Source organism: Pseudomonas gingeri (genome assembly GCF_013386165.1).
Classification (GTDB): Bacteria; Pseudomonadota; Gammaproteobacteria; order Pseudomonadales; family Pseudomonadaceae; genus Aquipseudomonas; species Aquipseudomonas gingeri_C.
The window spans coordinates 1-15923 of sequence record NZ_JACAOS010000012.1 but is presented as its reverse complement, the minus strand read 5'-3'; the positions used below and the strand labels follow the sequence as shown (position 1 = coordinate 15923).

The window sequence follows — 15923 nt, the reverse complement described above, 5'->3', positions numbered from 1 at the left end:
GGAATTGAGCCCGTCATGATTCTGCCTTGGCTAATCCTGATCCCCTTTATCGGCGGCCTGCTGTGCTGGATGGGTGAGCGTTTCGGCTCCACCCTCCCCCGCTGGATTGCGTTGCTGACCATGTCCCTCGAACTCGCCCTCGGCCTCTGGCTGTGGGCCCACGGGGATTTCCATCTGGCACCGGCGCCTGGCGCCGCTCCGACCTTCGCGCTTGAGTTCAAGCACATCTGGATCGAGCGCTTCGGCATCAACGTGCACCTGGCCCTCGACGGCCTGTCGCTGTTGATGATCCTGCTGACCGGCCTGCTGGGTATCCTCTCGGTACTCTGCTCCTGGAAAGAGATTCAGCGTCACGTGGGCTTCTTCCACCTGAACCTGATGTGGATCCTGGGCGGTGTCGTCGGCGTGTTCCTGGCCCTCGACCTGTTCATGTTCTTCTTCTTCTGGGAAATGATGCTGGTGCCGATGTATTTCCTCATCGCGCTCTGGGGTCACAGTTCTTCGGACGGCAAGAAAACCCGGATCTACGCGGCGACCAAGTTCTTCATCTTCACCCAGGCTTCCGGCCTGATCATGTTGGTGGCGATCCTCGGTCTGGTCCTGGTCAACTTCAACAACACCGGCGTGATTACCTTCAACTACGCCGACCTGTTGAAAACCAAGATGTCGTTGACCACCGAGTACATCCTGATGCTCGGCTTCTTCATCGCCTTCGCGGTGAAACTGCCGGTGGTGCCGTTCCACTCCTGGCTGCCTGACGCTCACGCCCAGGCCCCGACCGCCGGTTCCGTGGACCTGGCCGGTATCTTGCTGAAAACGGCGGCCTACGGTCTGCTGCGTTTCGCCCTGCCGCTGTTCCCGAATGCCTCGGCGGAGTTCGCGCCGATTGCCATGACCCTGGGTCTGATCGGGATCTTCTACGGCGCGTTCCTGGCCTTCGCACAAACCGATATCAAGCGCCTGATCGCCTTCTCCAGCGTTTCGCACATGGGCTTCGTGCTGATCGGGATCTACTCCGGCAGCCAGCAGGCCCTGCAAGGCGCGGTGATCCAGATGCTCGCCCACGGCCTGTCGGCAGCGGCACTGTTTATCCTCAGCGGCCAGCTCTACGAGCGTACCCATACCCGCGATATGCGCGAGATGGGTGGCCTGTGGTCGAAGATCGCCTACCTGCCGGCCATCAGCCTGTTCTTCGCGGCGGCGTCCCTGGGCCTGCCGGGTACCGGCAACTTCGTCGGTGAGTTCCTGATCCTGATCGGCACCTTCGTCGCGGCACCGTGGATTACCGCGATTGCCACGTCGGGCCTGGTGTTCGGTTCGGTCTATTCGCTGATCATGATTCACCGTGCCTACTTCGGCCCGTCCAAATCCGATGCCGTGCTGCACGGCATGGATGGCCGCGAACTGATCATGGTGCTGGGACTGGCGGTACTGCTGATCTACATCGGCGTGTACCCGCAACCGTTCCTCGATACTTCCGCCGCCACCATGCAGGGTGTGCAGCAGTGGCTCGGCACCGCCTTCACTCAACTCGCTTCGGCCCGGTAAGAGCGCTATGGACCTGACGACTCAACACTTTATTGCGCTTGCACCGCTGCTGATCACCAGTCTCACCATTGTCGTGGTGATGCTGGCGATCGCCTGGCGCCGCAACCACTCACAGACCTTCCTGCTCTCGGTGGCCGGTCTCAACCTGGCGCTGCTGTCGATCATCCCGGCGCTGAAAGTCGCGCCACTGGCGGTGACGGCGTTGATCCAGATCGACGACTTCGCCTGCCTGTACATGGCCTTGATCCTGGTCGCCACCCTGGCTTGCGTCACCCTGGCCCATGCGTATCTGGGTGATGGCGGCGACGGCTATCCGGGCAACCGTGAAGAACTCTACCTGCTGATCCTGATGGCCGCCGCCGGCGGTCTGGTCCTGGTCAGCGCGCAGCACCTGGCCAGCCTGTTTATCGGCCTGGAGTTGCTCTCGGTACCGGTCTACGGCCTGGTGGCCTACGCCTTCTTCAACAAGCGTTCGCTGGAAGCCGGCATCAAGTACATGGTGCTGTCGGCTGCAGGTTCGGCCTTCCTGCTGTTCGGTATGGCCCTGCTCTACGCGGAAGCCGGCACGCTGAGCTTCAGCGGTATCGGTCATGCGCTGGCAGCCACCGGCCTGCCAAGCCCGATTGCCCAGCTGGGCCTGGGCATGATGCTGGTCGGCCTGGCGTTCAAGCTGTCGCTGGTGCCGTTCCACCTGTGGACCCCGGACGTGTACGAAGGCGCACCTGCGCCGGTGGCGGCATTCCTTGCCACCGCCAGCAAGGTGGCGGTGTTCGCCGTGATGATCCGCCTGTTCCAGATATCTCCGGTGGCCAGCAGTGGCGTCCTGAGCAACGTACTGGCGGTAATCGCCATTGCCTCGATCCTGATAGGTAACCTGCTGGCGCTGACCCAGAACAACCTCAAGCGTCTGCTGGGTTATTCGTCCATCGCCCACTTCGGCTACCTGTTGATCGCCCTGGTGGCGAGCAAGGGCATGGCCATGGAAGCCATGGGCGTGTACCTGGTCACCTACGTGATCACCAGCCTCGGCGCTTTCGGCGTGATCACCCTGATGTCCTCGCCTTACAAAGGCCGTGACGCGGATGCCTTGTACGAATACCGCGGCCTGTTCTGGCGCCGTCCGTACCTGACTGCCGTACTGACCGTGATGATGCTGTCCCTGGCCGGTATCCCGTTGACCGCCGGCTTTATCGGCAAGTTCTACATCATCGCGACCGGTGTCGAGTCCCATCACTGGTGGCTGCTCGGTTCCCTGGTACTGGGCAGCGCCATCGGCGTGTTCTACTACCTGCGTGTGATGGTGACCCTGTACCTGATCGAACCGAACCTGCGTCGTGTCGATGCCCAACTGCATTGGGAACAGCGTGCTGGCGGCGTCATGCTGCTGGCGATCGCGCTACTGGCCTTCTTCCTCGGCCTGTACCCGCAACCGCTGCTGGAGCTGGTGCAACACGCGGTACTGGCGAGCTGAGTTTTAGCCCGCTGGACCCGACACCCCGCCCGAGGCAACTCCGGCGGGGTGTTTTGTTTCCGGGACACGACGGCAATTTGTGGGAGCCGGCTTGCTGGCGATGAAGACGCCACGGTGTTTCAGGTAGACCGCGTTATCGTTCTTCGCCAGCAAGCCGGCTCCTACAGGCGTGTGTTCAGCACAGTCGCAAAGCCTGCCTGAATAGACCCAGGTCAATACGTCTCGGGCGTCAATGCCTTAGCCTCGCGACCTTTTGCGAACAATCCGACCATGGCCCTCCCCTCCCCCGAACTGCTGGCCCCCGCCGGCACCCTGAAGAACATGCGTTATGCCTTCGCCTATGGCGCCGATGCGGTCTATGCCGGCCAGCCGCGCTACAGCCTGCGGGTGCGCAACAACGAGTTCGACCACGCCAACCTGGCGCTCGGCATCCACGAAGCCCAGGCCCAGGGCAAGCGCTTCTACGTGGTGGTGAACATCGCCCCGCACAATGCCAAGCTGAAGACCTTTCTCAGGGACCTGGCGCCGGTGATCGCCATGGCCCCGGACGCGCTGATCATGTCCGACCCCGGCCTGATCATGCTGGTGCGCCAGCACTTTCCGCAGATGCCGATTCACCTGTCGGTGCAGGCCAATACGGTGAACTGGGCCAGCGTGCAGTTCTGGCAGCAGTTGGGGTTGAGCCGGATCATCCTCTCCCGGGAGCTGTCCCTGGAAGAAATCGCCGAGATCCGCGAGCAGGTCCCGGACATGGAGCTGGAGGTCTTCGTCCATGGGGCGCTGTGCATGGCCTACTCGGGGCGCTGCCTGTTGTCCGGCTACCTGAACAAACGCGATGCCAACCAGGGCTCCTGCACCAATGCCTGTCGCTGGAAGTACTCGGCGCAAGTCGCCGAGGAAGATCTCACCGGCGACATCGTCAAGGTCGTCGAGCCGACCCTGGGGCTGGGAGTCCCGAGTGAACAGGTATTCCTGTTGCAGGAAGCCAATCGTCCCGAGGAGTCGATGCCGGCGTTCGAGGACGAGCACGGCACCTACATCATGAACGCCAAGGACCTGCGCGCCGTGCAGCATGTCGAGCGGTTGACCCACATGGGCGTGCACTCGCTGAAGATCGAAGGCAGGACCAAATCGCACTTCTACTGCGCGCGAACCACCCAGGCCTATCGCCAGGCCATCGACGATGCGGTGGCCGGCCGCGCGTTCGACCGTCGCCTGATGAGCGATCTCGAATCATTGGCCCAGCGCGGTTACACCGAGGGTTTCCTGCGTCGGCATGTGCATGACGAATACCAGAACTACCAGAACGGCAGTTCGGTTTCCGAACGCCAGCAGTTTGTCGGTGAGTTGACCGGATTGCGGCGCAACGGCCTGGCCGAGGTCAAGGTGAAGAACCGCTTTGGGATCGGCGATCACCTGGAACTGATGACGCCCAAAGGCAACTTCCATTTCGATCTGCAGACACTGCGCAATGGCAATGGCGAAGCCATCGACGTGGGGCCGGGGGATGGCCACACGGTGTACCTGCCGGTTCCGGACGATCTGCAATTGCAGTTCGGATTATTGATGCGCGATCTGCAGCCCAACCCAACCCCTGTAGGAGCGAGCTTGCTCGCGATGGACGTCAACCATAACGCGGAGCATCTGGTGCCCCGTGGTGCCTGAGCCACCACCGCGAGCAAGCTCGCTCCTACAGGTCCGTATCCGCCGCGACTACAGGTCACGCTGCTCGATGGCATGGATAACCGCGACCATGTCGCTGGCACCCTGCCCGAGGGCCTCGGTCTCCCCGTACAGCGCATGACAGACATCCAGCAGCGGTGAGGCGATACCCGCCGTCCTCGCTGCCTGGGCCACCAGCCGGTTGTTCTTCAGCACATCGCTGATGGCCGCCTGCACGGAGAAATCCTGGGCCACCAACTTGCCCAACTTGATCCGCGACACATCGCTGGCCATGGGGCCGGCATTCAGGACATCGGCGAACAGGCTCAGGTCGATGCCCTGCTGCCCAGCGAAATGAACGGACTCCGCCAGGCCGGTGACCAGGGTAATCAGGAACAGGTTGACCGAGAGCTTCATGGTGATCGCCTGCGGTACCGCACCACAGATGAAACTCTCACGGCACAGTGGCTGGACCAGCTCTCGGACCGCACTGACGTCCTCGGGCTCACCGGCAAGCATCACCACCAGTTGGCCCGTTTCCGCCGGCTTGCGCGAGCCGGAAACCGGAGCTTCGACATACCGACCGCCCGCCGCCTGGATATCGTCGGCCAACGCCCGGGAGAACTCGGCCGAGTGGGTGCCCATGTTGACGATCACATGCCCCGCGACCCGTGCCGCGAAATCCGGCTGGCCACGCCCGAGCACCGCATCGATCGCCTGGTCGTTGGCCAGCATCAGTATCACCGTGTGGCAGCGGTCGAACACCTCGCCAGAACTCGCGGCAATCTGCGCGCCGGCCCTGCGCAAGGTGTCGTCACGGTCGCCGGAACGGCTCCAGGCAACCAAGGGAGTCCCGGCGCGGGCCAGGTTGGCGGCCATCGGCGTGCCCATGACCCCCAGGCCGATGAATCCAACAGCTCTGCTCATCTTCATTGCTCCTGATCAGTCGTCTGAATGACCCGCAAACCAGCCATCGCCCAGATGGCGAAGGCCCGCTCACGAATTAATCAGGACTGCGCAGCGAGCGCAATGCCTTTCTGCTCTGCGGATCAGATCCGGAACTGCCCCACCAACGTGCCCAGGTTGCGTCCCAGTTCCGCCAGGCTGCGGGAAGTCTGGGCGCTGCGCTGGGTTTCATCCGCCACACTGTCCACCGCCGAGGCAATCTGATGCACGCTGCGGTTGATCTCCTCGGCCACTGAGGTCTGCTCGTCAGCCGCACTGGCTATCTGCGCGTTCATCGTGTTGATGGTGCCGATCAACTGCGCCATGGTATCCAGCGATACACCCGCCTCGTTGGCCCGGTCCGAAGTCCCGTCACCGGCCTCGCTGGAACGGCGCATCGCCTCCACCGCCACCTGCGTCCCCGTTTGCAGGCGATCGATCATGCCCTGGATTTCCTGGGTGCTCTGCTGAGTCCGACTCGCCAGCGCCCGCACTTCATCGGCTACTACCGCAAAACCACGCCCCGCCTCACCCGCCCGCGCCGCCTCGATGGCGGCATTGAGCGCCAGCAGGTTGGTCTGTTCAGCAATGGAACGAATCACCCCGAGCACGCTGACAATCGAGGTCACGTCCTGCTGCAAGCTGTCCAGGGTGGTGCCGCTGTGGCGGATGTCCTTCACCAGCGCATGGATCTGCTGGATGCTGCCATCGACCACGCGCTTGGCGGTCTTGCCCTCGGCATCGGTCTGCTGCGCGGCGACTGCCGCGCCTTGCGCACCACGGGCCACTTCCTGGGCGGCCGAGGACATCTGGTTGATGGCCGTGGCCACCTGGTCGGTTTCGTGACGCTGACGCTCCATCGCCTGTTCGGAGCGCTGGGCCTGATCGCTGACCTGGGCCACCAGCGTGGTCAGTTGCACGGTCATTTCGCTGATCTGCCGCACCAGACCATGGATCTTGTCGACGAAGCGGTTGAAGGAACCGGCCAACTGCCCCAGTTCGTCCTCGCTGGTGATATCCAGGCGCCGCGTCAGGTCGCCCTCGCCGGCCGCGATATCGTCCAGGCTGAGCCTCATCAATTGCAAAGGCCGTAAAATGCTATTGCCCATCAATACCCCGATCACCGCGATCACCAGCAGCACCACCAGCGCTATGCCGAAGATACTCAGGACCACCCCTTCCATGCGCAGATGGATCTTGGTCTCCACCTCCGCCACCTGGACCTCGATATTGTCGAGATTGACAAAGGTACCGATGGCCATATCCCACTTGGGCAGGAATTCGGTGTAGGCGATCTTCGGCACCAACACCTGTTCGTTGGTGGCCAGCGACGCGCTGTACCTCAGGTAATGGCTGCCGTCCTTGGCCACCCGCACCAGTTCACGAGTGAAATAGACGCCATTCGGGTCACGGGCATCGTTGAAGTTCTTGCCGATGCCATCCGGGTTGTCACTCTTGAACACCCGCACGATCTGCGAGTCGGTGCCAAAGAAGTAACCGTCCTTGCCGTACTTGATACTCGACAGCAGCTTCACCGCCTGGGCCCGGGCCGCCAGGTCACCGGGGGCCGACGCATCGTAGAGCGGCTTGATCGCGGTGATCGCCAGGGTGACGTAATTCTGCAAGGTCACCTTGGCCTCCGACAGCAGGCGCTGACGGGTTTCCTCCACCTCATCCTTGGCCTGGTTCTGCAGGATCCACACCATCGCCAGGCTGATCACCAGGGCGCAGAGCAATACCGGCAGTACCGCGAGGGAGACAACTTTGGTCTTCAGGCTCAGGCGCATGATGGTTCTCTCTTATAGGAATAGGCACTCAACAGGTTAACGGTTTGCCGGCGATGCTTTTAAATCCGGAACTGCCCGACCAACTTGCCCAGGTTGCGTCCCAGCTCCGCCAGGCTGCGGGAGGTCTGGGCGCCGCGTTGGGTTTCATCGGCGACGCTGTCCACTGCCGTGGCGATCTGGTGCACGCTACGATTGATCTCTTCGGCCACCGCAGTCTGCTCCTCGGCGGCACTGGCGATCTGTGCGTTCATCGCGTTGATGGTACCGATCAACTGCGCCATGGTATCCAGCGACAGGCCGGCCTCGTTGGCCCGATCCGAAGTCCCGTCGCCGGCCTCGCTGGAACGGCGCATGGCCTCCACCGCCACCTGCGTCCCCGTTTGCAGACGATCGATCATGCCCTGGATTTCCTGGGTGCTCTGCTGGGTCCGACTGGCCAGCGCGCGCACTTCATCGGCAACCACGGCAAAACCACGCCCCGCCTCACCCGCTCGCGCGGCCTCGATGGCGGCGTTGAGGGCCAGCAGGTTGGTCTGTTCGGCGATGGAACGAATCACCCCGAGTACACTGACGATGGAGGTCACATCCTGTTGCAGGCTGTCCAGGGTCGTGCCGCTGTGGCGGATGTCCTTCACCAGCGCATGGATCTGCTGGATGCTCCCGTCGACCACACGCTTGGCGGTCTGGCCTTCGGCATCGGTTTTCTGGGCGGCGACCGAAGCACCTTGGGCACTGCGCGCCACTTCCTGGGCCGCCGAGGACATCTCGTTGATCGCCGTGGCCACCTGATCGGTTTCGTGACGCTGACGTTCCATCGCCTGTTCCGAACGCTGGGCCTGATCGCTGACCTGGGAAACCAGCGTAGTCAGTTGCACGGTCATTTCGGTGATCTGCCGTACCAGCCCATGAATCTTGTCGACGAAGCGGTTGAAGGAACCGGCCAACTGCCCCAGTTCGTCCTGGCTATTGATTGTCAGGCGCCGTGTCAGGTCTCCCTCCCCGGCCGCGATATCGTCCAGGCTGAGCTTCATCAGTTGCAGCGGTCGCAAAATCGCATTGGCCATCCAGATCCCGAGGATCGCGATCACCAGCAGCACCACCGCAGTGATCCCGAGAATACTCAGGATCACTCCCTCCATACGCTGGTGAACCTTGGTTTCCACCTCGGCGACCTGGGCATCGATGCCGTCGAGGTTAACAAAGGTACCGATGGCCATATCCCACTTGGGCAGGTATTCGGTGTAACCGATCTTGGGCACCAGCACCTGCTCATTGGTAGCCAGCGACGCGCTGTAGCTCAGGAAATGGGTGCCGTCCTTCGCCACCTGGACCAGGTCGCGGTTGACGTAGACACCGTTGGGATCGCGGGCGTCCTTGAAACTCTTGCCGACGCCGTCCGGGTTGTCGCTCTTGAACACCCGAATGACCTGCGAGTCATAGCCGAAAAAGTAGCCGTCCTTGCCATACTTGATGCTCGACAGCAGTTTCACCACCTGGGCCCGGGCGGCCATATCGCCGGGCGCCGCCGCGTCGTAGAGCGGCTTGATTGCAGTCATCACCTGGGTGACGTAATTCTGCAAGGTCACCTTGGCCTCCGAGAGCAAACGCTGACGGGTCTCTTGCACTTCATCCCTGGCCTGGTTCTGCAGCATCCAGACCGTGGTCAGACTGATCACCAGGGCACAGAGCAATACCGGGAGTACTGCGAGGGACACGACTTTCGCCTTCAGGCTCAGACCCATGATGATTCTCTCTTATAGGGATAGATGCTCAATGGGTTAGCGGCCTGGGCCAGCCAAAGTTGAGCAGTGTGGCTATTGATACACGCAAATGACGCACTCTGGATATCAGCTAATGGCTCATTGACGCTATTGTCCCTGCGCGCCAACTTGCAGTCCCCGTGAAGCAGTCTGACCTCATTCAATAACCCTATATTTTTCAGTGAATTAGACGCTGGCTTAAAGTCTTTACTTATTTTTGATTGAACACTTAAATAAAGAAAAAAGCCTAACACCGTTAAACCTTCCGTCTTCTGTTGCCCCCGATTAAGGATGTCACTTCATGTCGCTCAGACAGCTCTCCATTCAGTGGAAAATAACCCTGCTCGCCGGACTCTGCCTATTGGCCGTGGTCACTCTGCTGGTGGGTCTTTCCCTCTACCGCATGGAACACAGTTCTGAGCTGGTGAAAACCTCAAGCATGGAGATGCTCAATGAAGCGGCCCAGGCGCGAATCGAAGCCCAGGGTGAGGTCCAGGCGTTGATCATTCGTCGTCAGTTCATGGACGCCTATCAATACGGCAACGGTTTTGCGCGCCAGGTGCTGTTCCTCCGCGAACAGGCGCAAAAGCGCTTTCTCGACGCCTTCGACCTGCGCGAGGACCTGACCCGCCAGGTGAAGTCGGCGCTACAGGCCAATCCGGATCTGCTCGGCCTGTCCCTGGTGTTCGAAGCCAATGCCTTGGACGGCAAGGATGAGCTGTTCGCCGACCAGAAGGAGCTGGGCAGCAATGAAAAAGGCCGCTTTGCCCTCTACTGGTCGCAGCCGACCCCAGGCCAGTTGAACGCCATGCCGCTGCCGGAAAGCGATATGGCCGACACCCGCAGCGGCCCCAGTGGCGAGCCGAACAACGCCTGGTTCACCTGCCCGCGCAGCACCCTGAAACCCTGCGTAATCGAGCCCTACTTCTACGAGATCAACGGCCAGAACGTGCTGATGACCAGCATCGTGTTTCCGTTGATGGTCGAGGGCAAGGTTATCGCTTCACTCTCGGTGGACATCAACCTCAACAGCCTGCAAGCGGTCAGCCAGCAGGCGAGCAAGAAGCTTTATGATGGCCAGACCAGCGTCAGCATCCTCAGCCCCGTGGGCCTGCTGGCCGGCTATAGCCCGGACGCCAGCAAACTCAGCCAGCGCCTGGACAAGGTCGATCCCCTCGACGGCGCCGGGCTGATCCGCCAACTGGCCAGCAGCACTCAAACACAGAGCCTGCGCGAACAGGAACAATTGAAGATCCTCGCGCCGTTTCAACCGATCCCCGGCGGCAAGTCCTGGGGCGTATTGCTCGACATCCCGGAAAAGGTCCTGGTGGGACCGGCCGAAACACTCAAGCGCCAACTCGACGAACGCAATGCCGCCGGCACCCTGGTCGAACTTGGCCTTGGCCTATTGGCGGCGGTGGTCGGCCTGTTACTCGTCTGGCTGATGGCCCGCAGCGTGACCCGGCCGATCCTCACCGTGGCACGCATGCTCGAGGACATCGCCAGCGGCGAAGGTGACCTGACCCGCCGCCTGGCCTATGACAAGCGTGACGAACTGGGCCAGTTGGCCGGGTGGTTCAACCGCTTCCTCGACAAACTGCAGCCGGTGATCGCCGAGGTCAAACGCTCGGTGCAGGACGCCCGGGGCACCGCCGACCAGTCCGCCGCCATCGCCACCCAGACCAGCGCCGGCATGGAACAGCAATATCGCCAGGTCGACCAGGTGGCCACCGCCTCCCATGAGATGAGCGCCACTGCCCAGGACGTCGCCCGCAGTGCCGCCCAGGCGGCTCAGGCAGCCCGCGCCGCCGACCAGGCCACACGCCAGGGCCTGACGGTGATCGACCGGACCACCAGCAGCATCGGCCATCTGGCCAGCGATATGAGCGCGGCCATGGTCCAGATCGAAGGGCTGGCGGCCAACAGTGAAAAGATCGGCTCGGTGCTGGAAGTGATTCGCGCCATTGCCGAGCAGACCAACCTGCTGGCCCTCAACGCAGCGATCGAGGCGGCCCGTGCCGGCGAAGCCGGTCGTGGTTTTGCGGTGGTCGCCGATGAAGTGCGCAACCTGGCCCGCCGTACCCAGGAGTCGGTGGAGGAAACCCGCCAGGTCATCGAGCAGTTGCAGAGCGGAACCCAGGAAGTGGTCACCGCCATGGGCAGCAGCCACCGCCAGGCGCAAGGCAGCGTCGAACAGGTCGGCCAGGCCGTGACCGCGTTGCGCCAGATCGGCGAAGCAGTGACGGTGATCAGCGACATGAACCTGCAGATCGCCAGCGCGGCGGAAGAACAGAGCTCGGTGGCCGAGGAGATCAACAGCAACGTCGCGACCATTCGCGACGTCACCGAGTCGCTGTCCGGCCAGGCCAATGAGTCGGCGCGGGTCAGCCAGTCGCTGAACAGCCTGGCGAACCAGCAGCAAGGCTTGATGGACCAGTTCCAGGTCTAGCGACGCGGCACATCGACGGTGACCAGCAGCCCGCCCAGCGGGCTGCTCGACAAGCGCAGGTCGCCGCCCCAGGCCTCGACGATATCGCGCACGATCCCCAGGCCCAACCCATGCCCGCGGGTCTGTTCATCCAGGCGGGCACCACGGCTGAAGACTTCCGTCCGGCGCTGCGCCGGGATGCCCGGACCATCGTCCTCAATCCCCAGGCGGTAGCCCGCCGAGACTTCGACAATACTCAGGTGCACCTGCGCATCGGCCCACTTGCAGGCGTTGTCCAGCAGATTGCCGAGCAGTTCCAGCAAGTCCTCGCGGTCCCAGGGTAACTGCAAGCCGGGTTGAACCTCGTGGTGCAGGTGCAGGTGCTCGCCATGGATCATGCGCAAGGTCGAGAACAGCGCCGGCAACTCCCCATCGCAATCGAAGGCCGCGCCGGGCAAGGTGTCCCCCGCCAGCCGGGCGCGCCCCAGTTCCCGCTCCAGGCGTTGCTGGATCTGCGTCAGTTGCTCACGCAAGGTCTTGCGCAGCAGCGGATGGGCTTCCAATTCGGCGCTGGAAGTCAGGCTGAGCATGACCGCCAGCGGGGTCTTGAGCGCGTGACCAAGATTACCCAGGGCATTGCGCGAACGCTTGAGGCTGCCTTCGGTGTGGGCCAGCAGACGATTGATCTGCGACACCAGCGGCTCCAGTTCCACCGGCACCTGGGTGTCGAGTTGCGAGCGTTGTCCTTGCTGCAACTGGGCTATTTGCTTGCGGGCGTTCTCCAGTGGGCGCAGGGCCCGGCGCACAGTGACCCGTTGCAACAACAGGATCACGATCAGTGCCGTCAGGCCGATGCCCAGGCCGATGCGTTGCATCAGCTGGAAATTGCGGCGAACCGGCGTGTAGTCCTGGGCCACGCTGATGCTGATCGACTGGCCCAGGCGCCGGTAGTTCGAGCGCAGCACCAGGAGCATCTGCCCTTCCGGGCCCAGTTGCAGGTTGGCGTGCAGTCCGGCCTTTTCGACGCTGGGCAGCTCCTGGTCCCAAAGCGAACGCGAGCGCCACTGCTGATCGCTGAAATCGATCTGAAAGTAGTGACCGGAAAAAGGCCGCTGATAGGCCGGCGACAAGCGTCGCTCATCCAGCTTCAGGCCCTGCGGGGTGCGGACCAGCGCCACCAGCAGGCTCTCGCTGTCAGCGTGCAGCCCGTCTTCCAGATAACGCTGCAAGCCCAGCTCGAACAACCAGAGGCTGGTCGGCGCCACCACCAGGCCCGCCACGAGCAGGACACTGACCAGCCCCAGGCTCAAACGGCGCTGAATCGACTTCACCGGGCCGCGCCACCAAACCGATAGCCCTGGCCACGACGGGTTTCAATCACGCTGCGACCCAGCTTGCGCCGCAGGTGATTGACGTGCACCTCCAGCACATTGGAGTCGCGCTCGGTTTCGCCGTCGTAGAGATGCTCGGCCAGATGGCTTTTCGAGAGGATCTGTTCCGGGTGCAGCATGAAATAGCGCAACAGCCTGAATTCGGCGGCTGTGAGCTGGACATCGCCACCCTCGCGGCTGACGCACTGGCGACCTTCGTCCAACTGCAGGCCTGCGGCCTTGAGGGTCGGCTGGTTGGCCTGGCCACGGGCCCGGCGCAACAATGACTGGACCCGCAGCTGCAACTCCTGCGGATGAAACGGCTTGGTCAGGTAGTCGTCGGCGCCGGCCTTGAGCCCTTCGATACGCTCGGCCCAGGAACCCCGCGCGGTGAGGATCAACACCGGCACGGCGAGGCTGTCGGCGCGCCATTTGTGCAACACCTCGAGCCCTGGCAAGCCGGGCAGGCCGAGATCGAGAATGATCAGGTCATAGGGTTCGACCGCCCCCTGGAACAGCGCATCGCGGCCATCGGCCAGCCAATCGACGGCATAGCCCTGCCGGGTCAGGCTGGCCAACAGCTCATCCGCAAGAGGCACATGGTCTTCCACCAACAACAGCCGCATCAATCGTCTTCCTTGTCTTTTAATAAACGACCACTGCTGGCATCCAGCTCGATATCCCGAACGACGCCGGCACGGGTCAGCAGCTCGACGTCATAGACATAGACGTCATGCCGGCTCACCAGTTCGGCTTCCAGCAGTTTTGCTCCCGGGTAATGGTTCAAGGCCTGCTGCAGCAATTGCTCGAGCGGCATGATGACGCCCTCACGGCGCAGGCGCAGGGCTTCGTCCTGGTCCAGGTCATTGGCCACAACCGGCGAGCAGAAGATCGCGAGCGCGAGCAGGGTGCAAGCGTGCAGATTCAATGTCATTAACTGTCCTGATGATCCTCGAGAAGCTGCCCGCCCATGGCATCCGATCCAACTTCCCACTCAACTCCCTGAGCGTCGCGCAGTTCTATCTGATAAGTGAAGTCGCCGTCTTGCCTGTTCCGCTCAACATCGGCTGATCTGCCAGCTTCACAGGGTAAACGCGGCAACTTAATCAAAACTGAATTTTTCTGAGGGTTATCAGCCCGGACACCGGCTTTTGCGGGACAACCCTCATCGAAGCCGGCGAGCTCCCCTATAATCCCTGTCCCGGTAGAACGAGAACTGTATGACGGCCATCCATATCAAGTTTCCCGCCTTGACCCTCAAGGCCGGCAAGCGGACCTTGCAACGCATTCGCGAACAGGGCTTGAAAGCCGCCGACGTCGGCATCCTGCCCGGTGCGGCCGGCGGTCCCAAGGCCCTCGGCATCCAGGGGCTGGACCTGGCCTTGTTCGGCGAGTGGCTGCCGGCCAGTCCGCGGGAACGCTCGCTGATCGGCGCGTCTATTGGTGCCTGGCGCTTCGCCAGTGCCTGTCTGCCGGATGCCGCCGAAGGCATCACGCGGCTGGGCCAGCTCTACAACGAACAGAGCTTCGCCAAAGGGGTGACCATGGCCCAGGTCAGCGAGAGCTGCCGGCGCATGCTCCATGACCTGCTCGATGGCCGCGACGCATCGATCCTGAGCAATAGCCATTACCGCCTGAACGTGGTGATCGTGAAGAGCCACGGCCTGCTCGCCGACGATCATCGCGGGCGCCTGGGGCTTGGGCTGTCGTCGGTCATCGCCGACAACCTGGTCAAGCGTTCGCGCCTGTCACGGCACTTCGAACGGGTGATCCTGCATGATCCGCGGCTGGCCCCTCCCCTTCAGGCCCTCAACGACTTTCCGTCACGCTGCCTGCCCCTGGTCGCGGACAATCTGCGCCAGGGCCTGCTGGCCTCCGGTTCCATTCCGATGGTGATGGAAGGCGTGCGCGATATCACTGGGGTGGGCGCGGGGACTTACCGTGATGGTGGCTTATTGGACTATCACCTCGACCTGCCCTATAGCGGTGATGATGTAGTGCTGTATCCGCACTTCACCGACAAGGTCATTCCCGGCTGGTTCGACAAAGCCCTACCGTGGCGCCGGGGTAGCCCGGACCGTTTGCAGGACGTGCTACTGCTGGCGCCTTCGCGGGAATACCTGGCGCGCCTGCCCCACAGCAAGCTGCCTGATCGTAATGATTTCAAGCGTTATATGGGGGATGACCAGGGACGCCAGGCCTATTGGCGCAAGGCCATGGAGCAGAGCCGGCGCCTGGGCGACGAGTTTCTCGAACTGGTCGACACTGGCCGCCTGGGTGAACGCCTGTTGGCGCTTTGAGGCGATTGCCGCTGCGCAAGCTGTTAAACTGCTGTCCTGCATTCATCGGCTGCGCGCTGGCCACCCTTCAGAGCTGACATCATCTTGGAAATCTTCAAAGAGTTTACGTTCGAATCCGCCCACAAACTGCCCCATGTACCGGACGGCCATAAATGCGGTCGCCTGCATGGTCACTCGTTCAAGGTGGCGATTCATCTGAGTGGCGAGATGGACCCGCATACCGGCTGGATCCGTGACTTCTCGGAGATCAAGGCGATCTTCAAGCCGCTGTATGAGCGTCTGGACCATAACTACCTGAATGATATTCCCGGCCTTGAGAACCCTACCAGCGAGAACCTGGCAAAGTGGATCTGGCAGGAGCTGAAGCCGTTGCTGCCTGAGCTGTCGGCCATTCGTATCCACGAGACCTGCACCAGCGGCTGCATCTATCGCGGGGAGTGAATCGCGTTTATAAAAAAACCACCTGCACAGGTGGTTTTTTTATGCCCGGGATTCGGCGGGACCCTTGCGGTGTACACACTGACTTGTAGGAGCCGGCTTGCTGGCGATGGGGCCCTCAAAGTCCTGTGTTGTCCTTGCGGCCGCCATCGCTGGCAAGCCAGCTCCTACAGAGGACCGCGTGATCCGGTAGTTTTTCAGGCGCAAAAACAAA

General features: G+C 62.2%; 13 protein-coding genes and 3 pseudogenes. 8 read left to right on the top strand and 8 right to left on the bottom strand.

The window, feature by feature from the left end; translation table 11 throughout:
* Window positions 1–15: 15 nt before the first annotated feature.
* The 3 genes from nuoM (at window position 16) to trhP (ending at window position 4684) form a co-directional block, all read left to right on the top strand.
* On the top strand, window positions 16–1548 hold the full coding sequence (gene nuoM, locus HX866_RS10600; protein WP_177139473.1) for an NADH-quinone oxidoreductase subunit M: 1533 nt from the start codon (window positions 16–18) through the stop codon (window positions 1546–1548).
* Between the two features lie 7 nt (window positions 1549–1555).
* Window positions 1556–3019, top strand: a complete 1464-nt coding sequence (gene nuoN, locus HX866_RS10595) for an NADH-quinone oxidoreductase subunit NuoN (protein WP_177106006.1) — start codon at window positions 1556–1558, stop codon at window positions 3017–3019.
* Window positions 3020–3289: 270 nt separating this feature from the next.
* Entirely contained in the window at window positions 3290–4684 is a 1395-nt protein-coding gene (gene trhP, locus HX866_RS10590) for a prephenate-dependent tRNA uridine(34) hydroxylase TrhP (RefSeq protein ID WP_177093500.1), read from the top strand.
* Between the two features lie 48 nt (window positions 4685–4732).
* Here trhP and HX866_RS10585 read toward each other — a convergent pair whose 3' ends face one another.
* From HX866_RS10585 to HX866_RS34745, 5 genes and pseudogenes are all read right to left on the bottom strand, one after another.
* Window positions 4733–5608 (bottom strand): NAD(P)-dependent oxidoreductase, encoded by an 876-nt coding sequence (locus HX866_RS10585; RefSeq protein WP_177139471.1) that lies wholly within the window; start codon window positions 5606–5608, stop codon window positions 4733–4735.
* Between the two features lie 122 nt (window positions 5609–5730).
* Window positions 5731–6486, bottom strand: coding sequence for a methyl-accepting chemotaxis protein (locus HX866_RS34760; RefSeq protein WP_371319250.1), 756 nt, complete (start codon window positions 6484–6486; stop codon window positions 5731–5733).
* Between the two features lie 102 nt (window positions 6487–6588).
* A pseudogene (locus tag HX866_RS34755) lies at window positions 6589–7332 on the bottom strand (cache domain-containing protein); the annotation flags it as partial.
* 140 nt (window positions 7333–7472) lie between these two features.
* Window positions 7473–8228, bottom strand: coding sequence for a methyl-accepting chemotaxis protein (locus HX866_RS34750; RefSeq protein WP_371319249.1), 756 nt, complete (start codon window positions 8226–8228; stop codon window positions 7473–7475).
* A 102-nt stretch (window positions 8229–8330) separates the two neighbouring features.
* Window positions 8331–9065: pseudogene (locus HX866_RS34745) on the bottom strand (cache domain-containing protein); the annotation flags it as partial.
* Between the two features lie 409 nt (window positions 9066–9474).
* Between HX866_RS34745 and HX866_RS34740 the strand changes: the two are divergent.
* A pseudogene (locus HX866_RS34740) lies at window positions 9475–10764 on the top strand (HAMP domain-containing protein); the annotation flags it as partial.
* A 102-nt stretch (window positions 10765–10866) separates the two neighbouring features.
* Window positions 10867–11622: a methyl-accepting chemotaxis protein gene (locus HX866_RS34735; RefSeq protein ID WP_371319248.1), complete on the top strand. Its 756-nt coding sequence runs from the start codon at window positions 10867–10869 to the stop codon at window positions 11620–11622.
* On the opposite strand, the gene HX866_RS10565 is transcribed toward HX866_RS34735, so the two are convergent.
* Genes HX866_RS10565 through HX866_RS10555 form a run of 3 tightly spaced genes read right to left on the bottom strand, consistent with a single transcriptional unit; the run spans window position 11619 to window position 13905 of the window.
* Entirely contained in the window at window positions 11619–12932 is a 1314-nt protein-coding gene (locus HX866_RS10565) for an ATP-binding protein (protein ID WP_177093495.1), read from the bottom strand. The two genes, HX866_RS34735 and HX866_RS10565, sit on opposite strands and share 4 nt — an antisense overlap.
* On the bottom strand, window positions 12929–13597 hold the full coding sequence (locus tag HX866_RS10560; RefSeq protein ID WP_177106020.1) for a response regulator transcription factor: 669 nt from the start codon (window positions 13595–13597) through the stop codon (window positions 12929–12931). Before HX866_RS10560 ends, HX866_RS10565 begins: the two co-directional genes overlap by 4 nt.
* On the bottom strand, window positions 13597–13905 hold the full coding sequence (locus HX866_RS10555; protein ID WP_177093493.1) for a PepSY domain-containing protein: 309 nt from the start codon (window positions 13903–13905) through the stop codon (window positions 13597–13599). Before HX866_RS10555 ends, HX866_RS10560 begins: the two co-directional genes overlap by 1 nt.
* Here HX866_RS10555 and HX866_RS10550 point away from each other — a divergent pair.
* From HX866_RS10550 to queD, 3 genes are all read left to right on the top strand, one after another.
* Entirely contained in the window at window positions 13899–14042 is a 144-nt protein-coding gene (locus HX866_RS10550; protein ID WP_177139465.1) for a hypothetical protein, read from the top strand. The genes HX866_RS10555 and HX866_RS10550 overlap by 7 nt on opposite strands.
* Before the next feature lie 149 nt (window positions 14043–14191).
* Window positions 14192–15271 (top strand): patatin-like phospholipase family protein, encoded by a 1080-nt coding sequence (locus HX866_RS10545; RefSeq protein ID WP_177139463.1) that lies wholly within the window; start codon window positions 14192–14194, stop codon window positions 15269–15271.
* Window positions 15272–15355: 84 nt separating this feature from the next.
* On the top strand, window positions 15356–15712 hold the full coding sequence (gene queD / locus HX866_RS10540; RefSeq protein WP_121132747.1) for a 6-carboxytetrahydropterin synthase QueD: 357 nt from the start codon (window positions 15356–15358) through the stop codon (window positions 15710–15712).
* Window positions 15713–15923 lie beyond the last annotated feature (211 nt).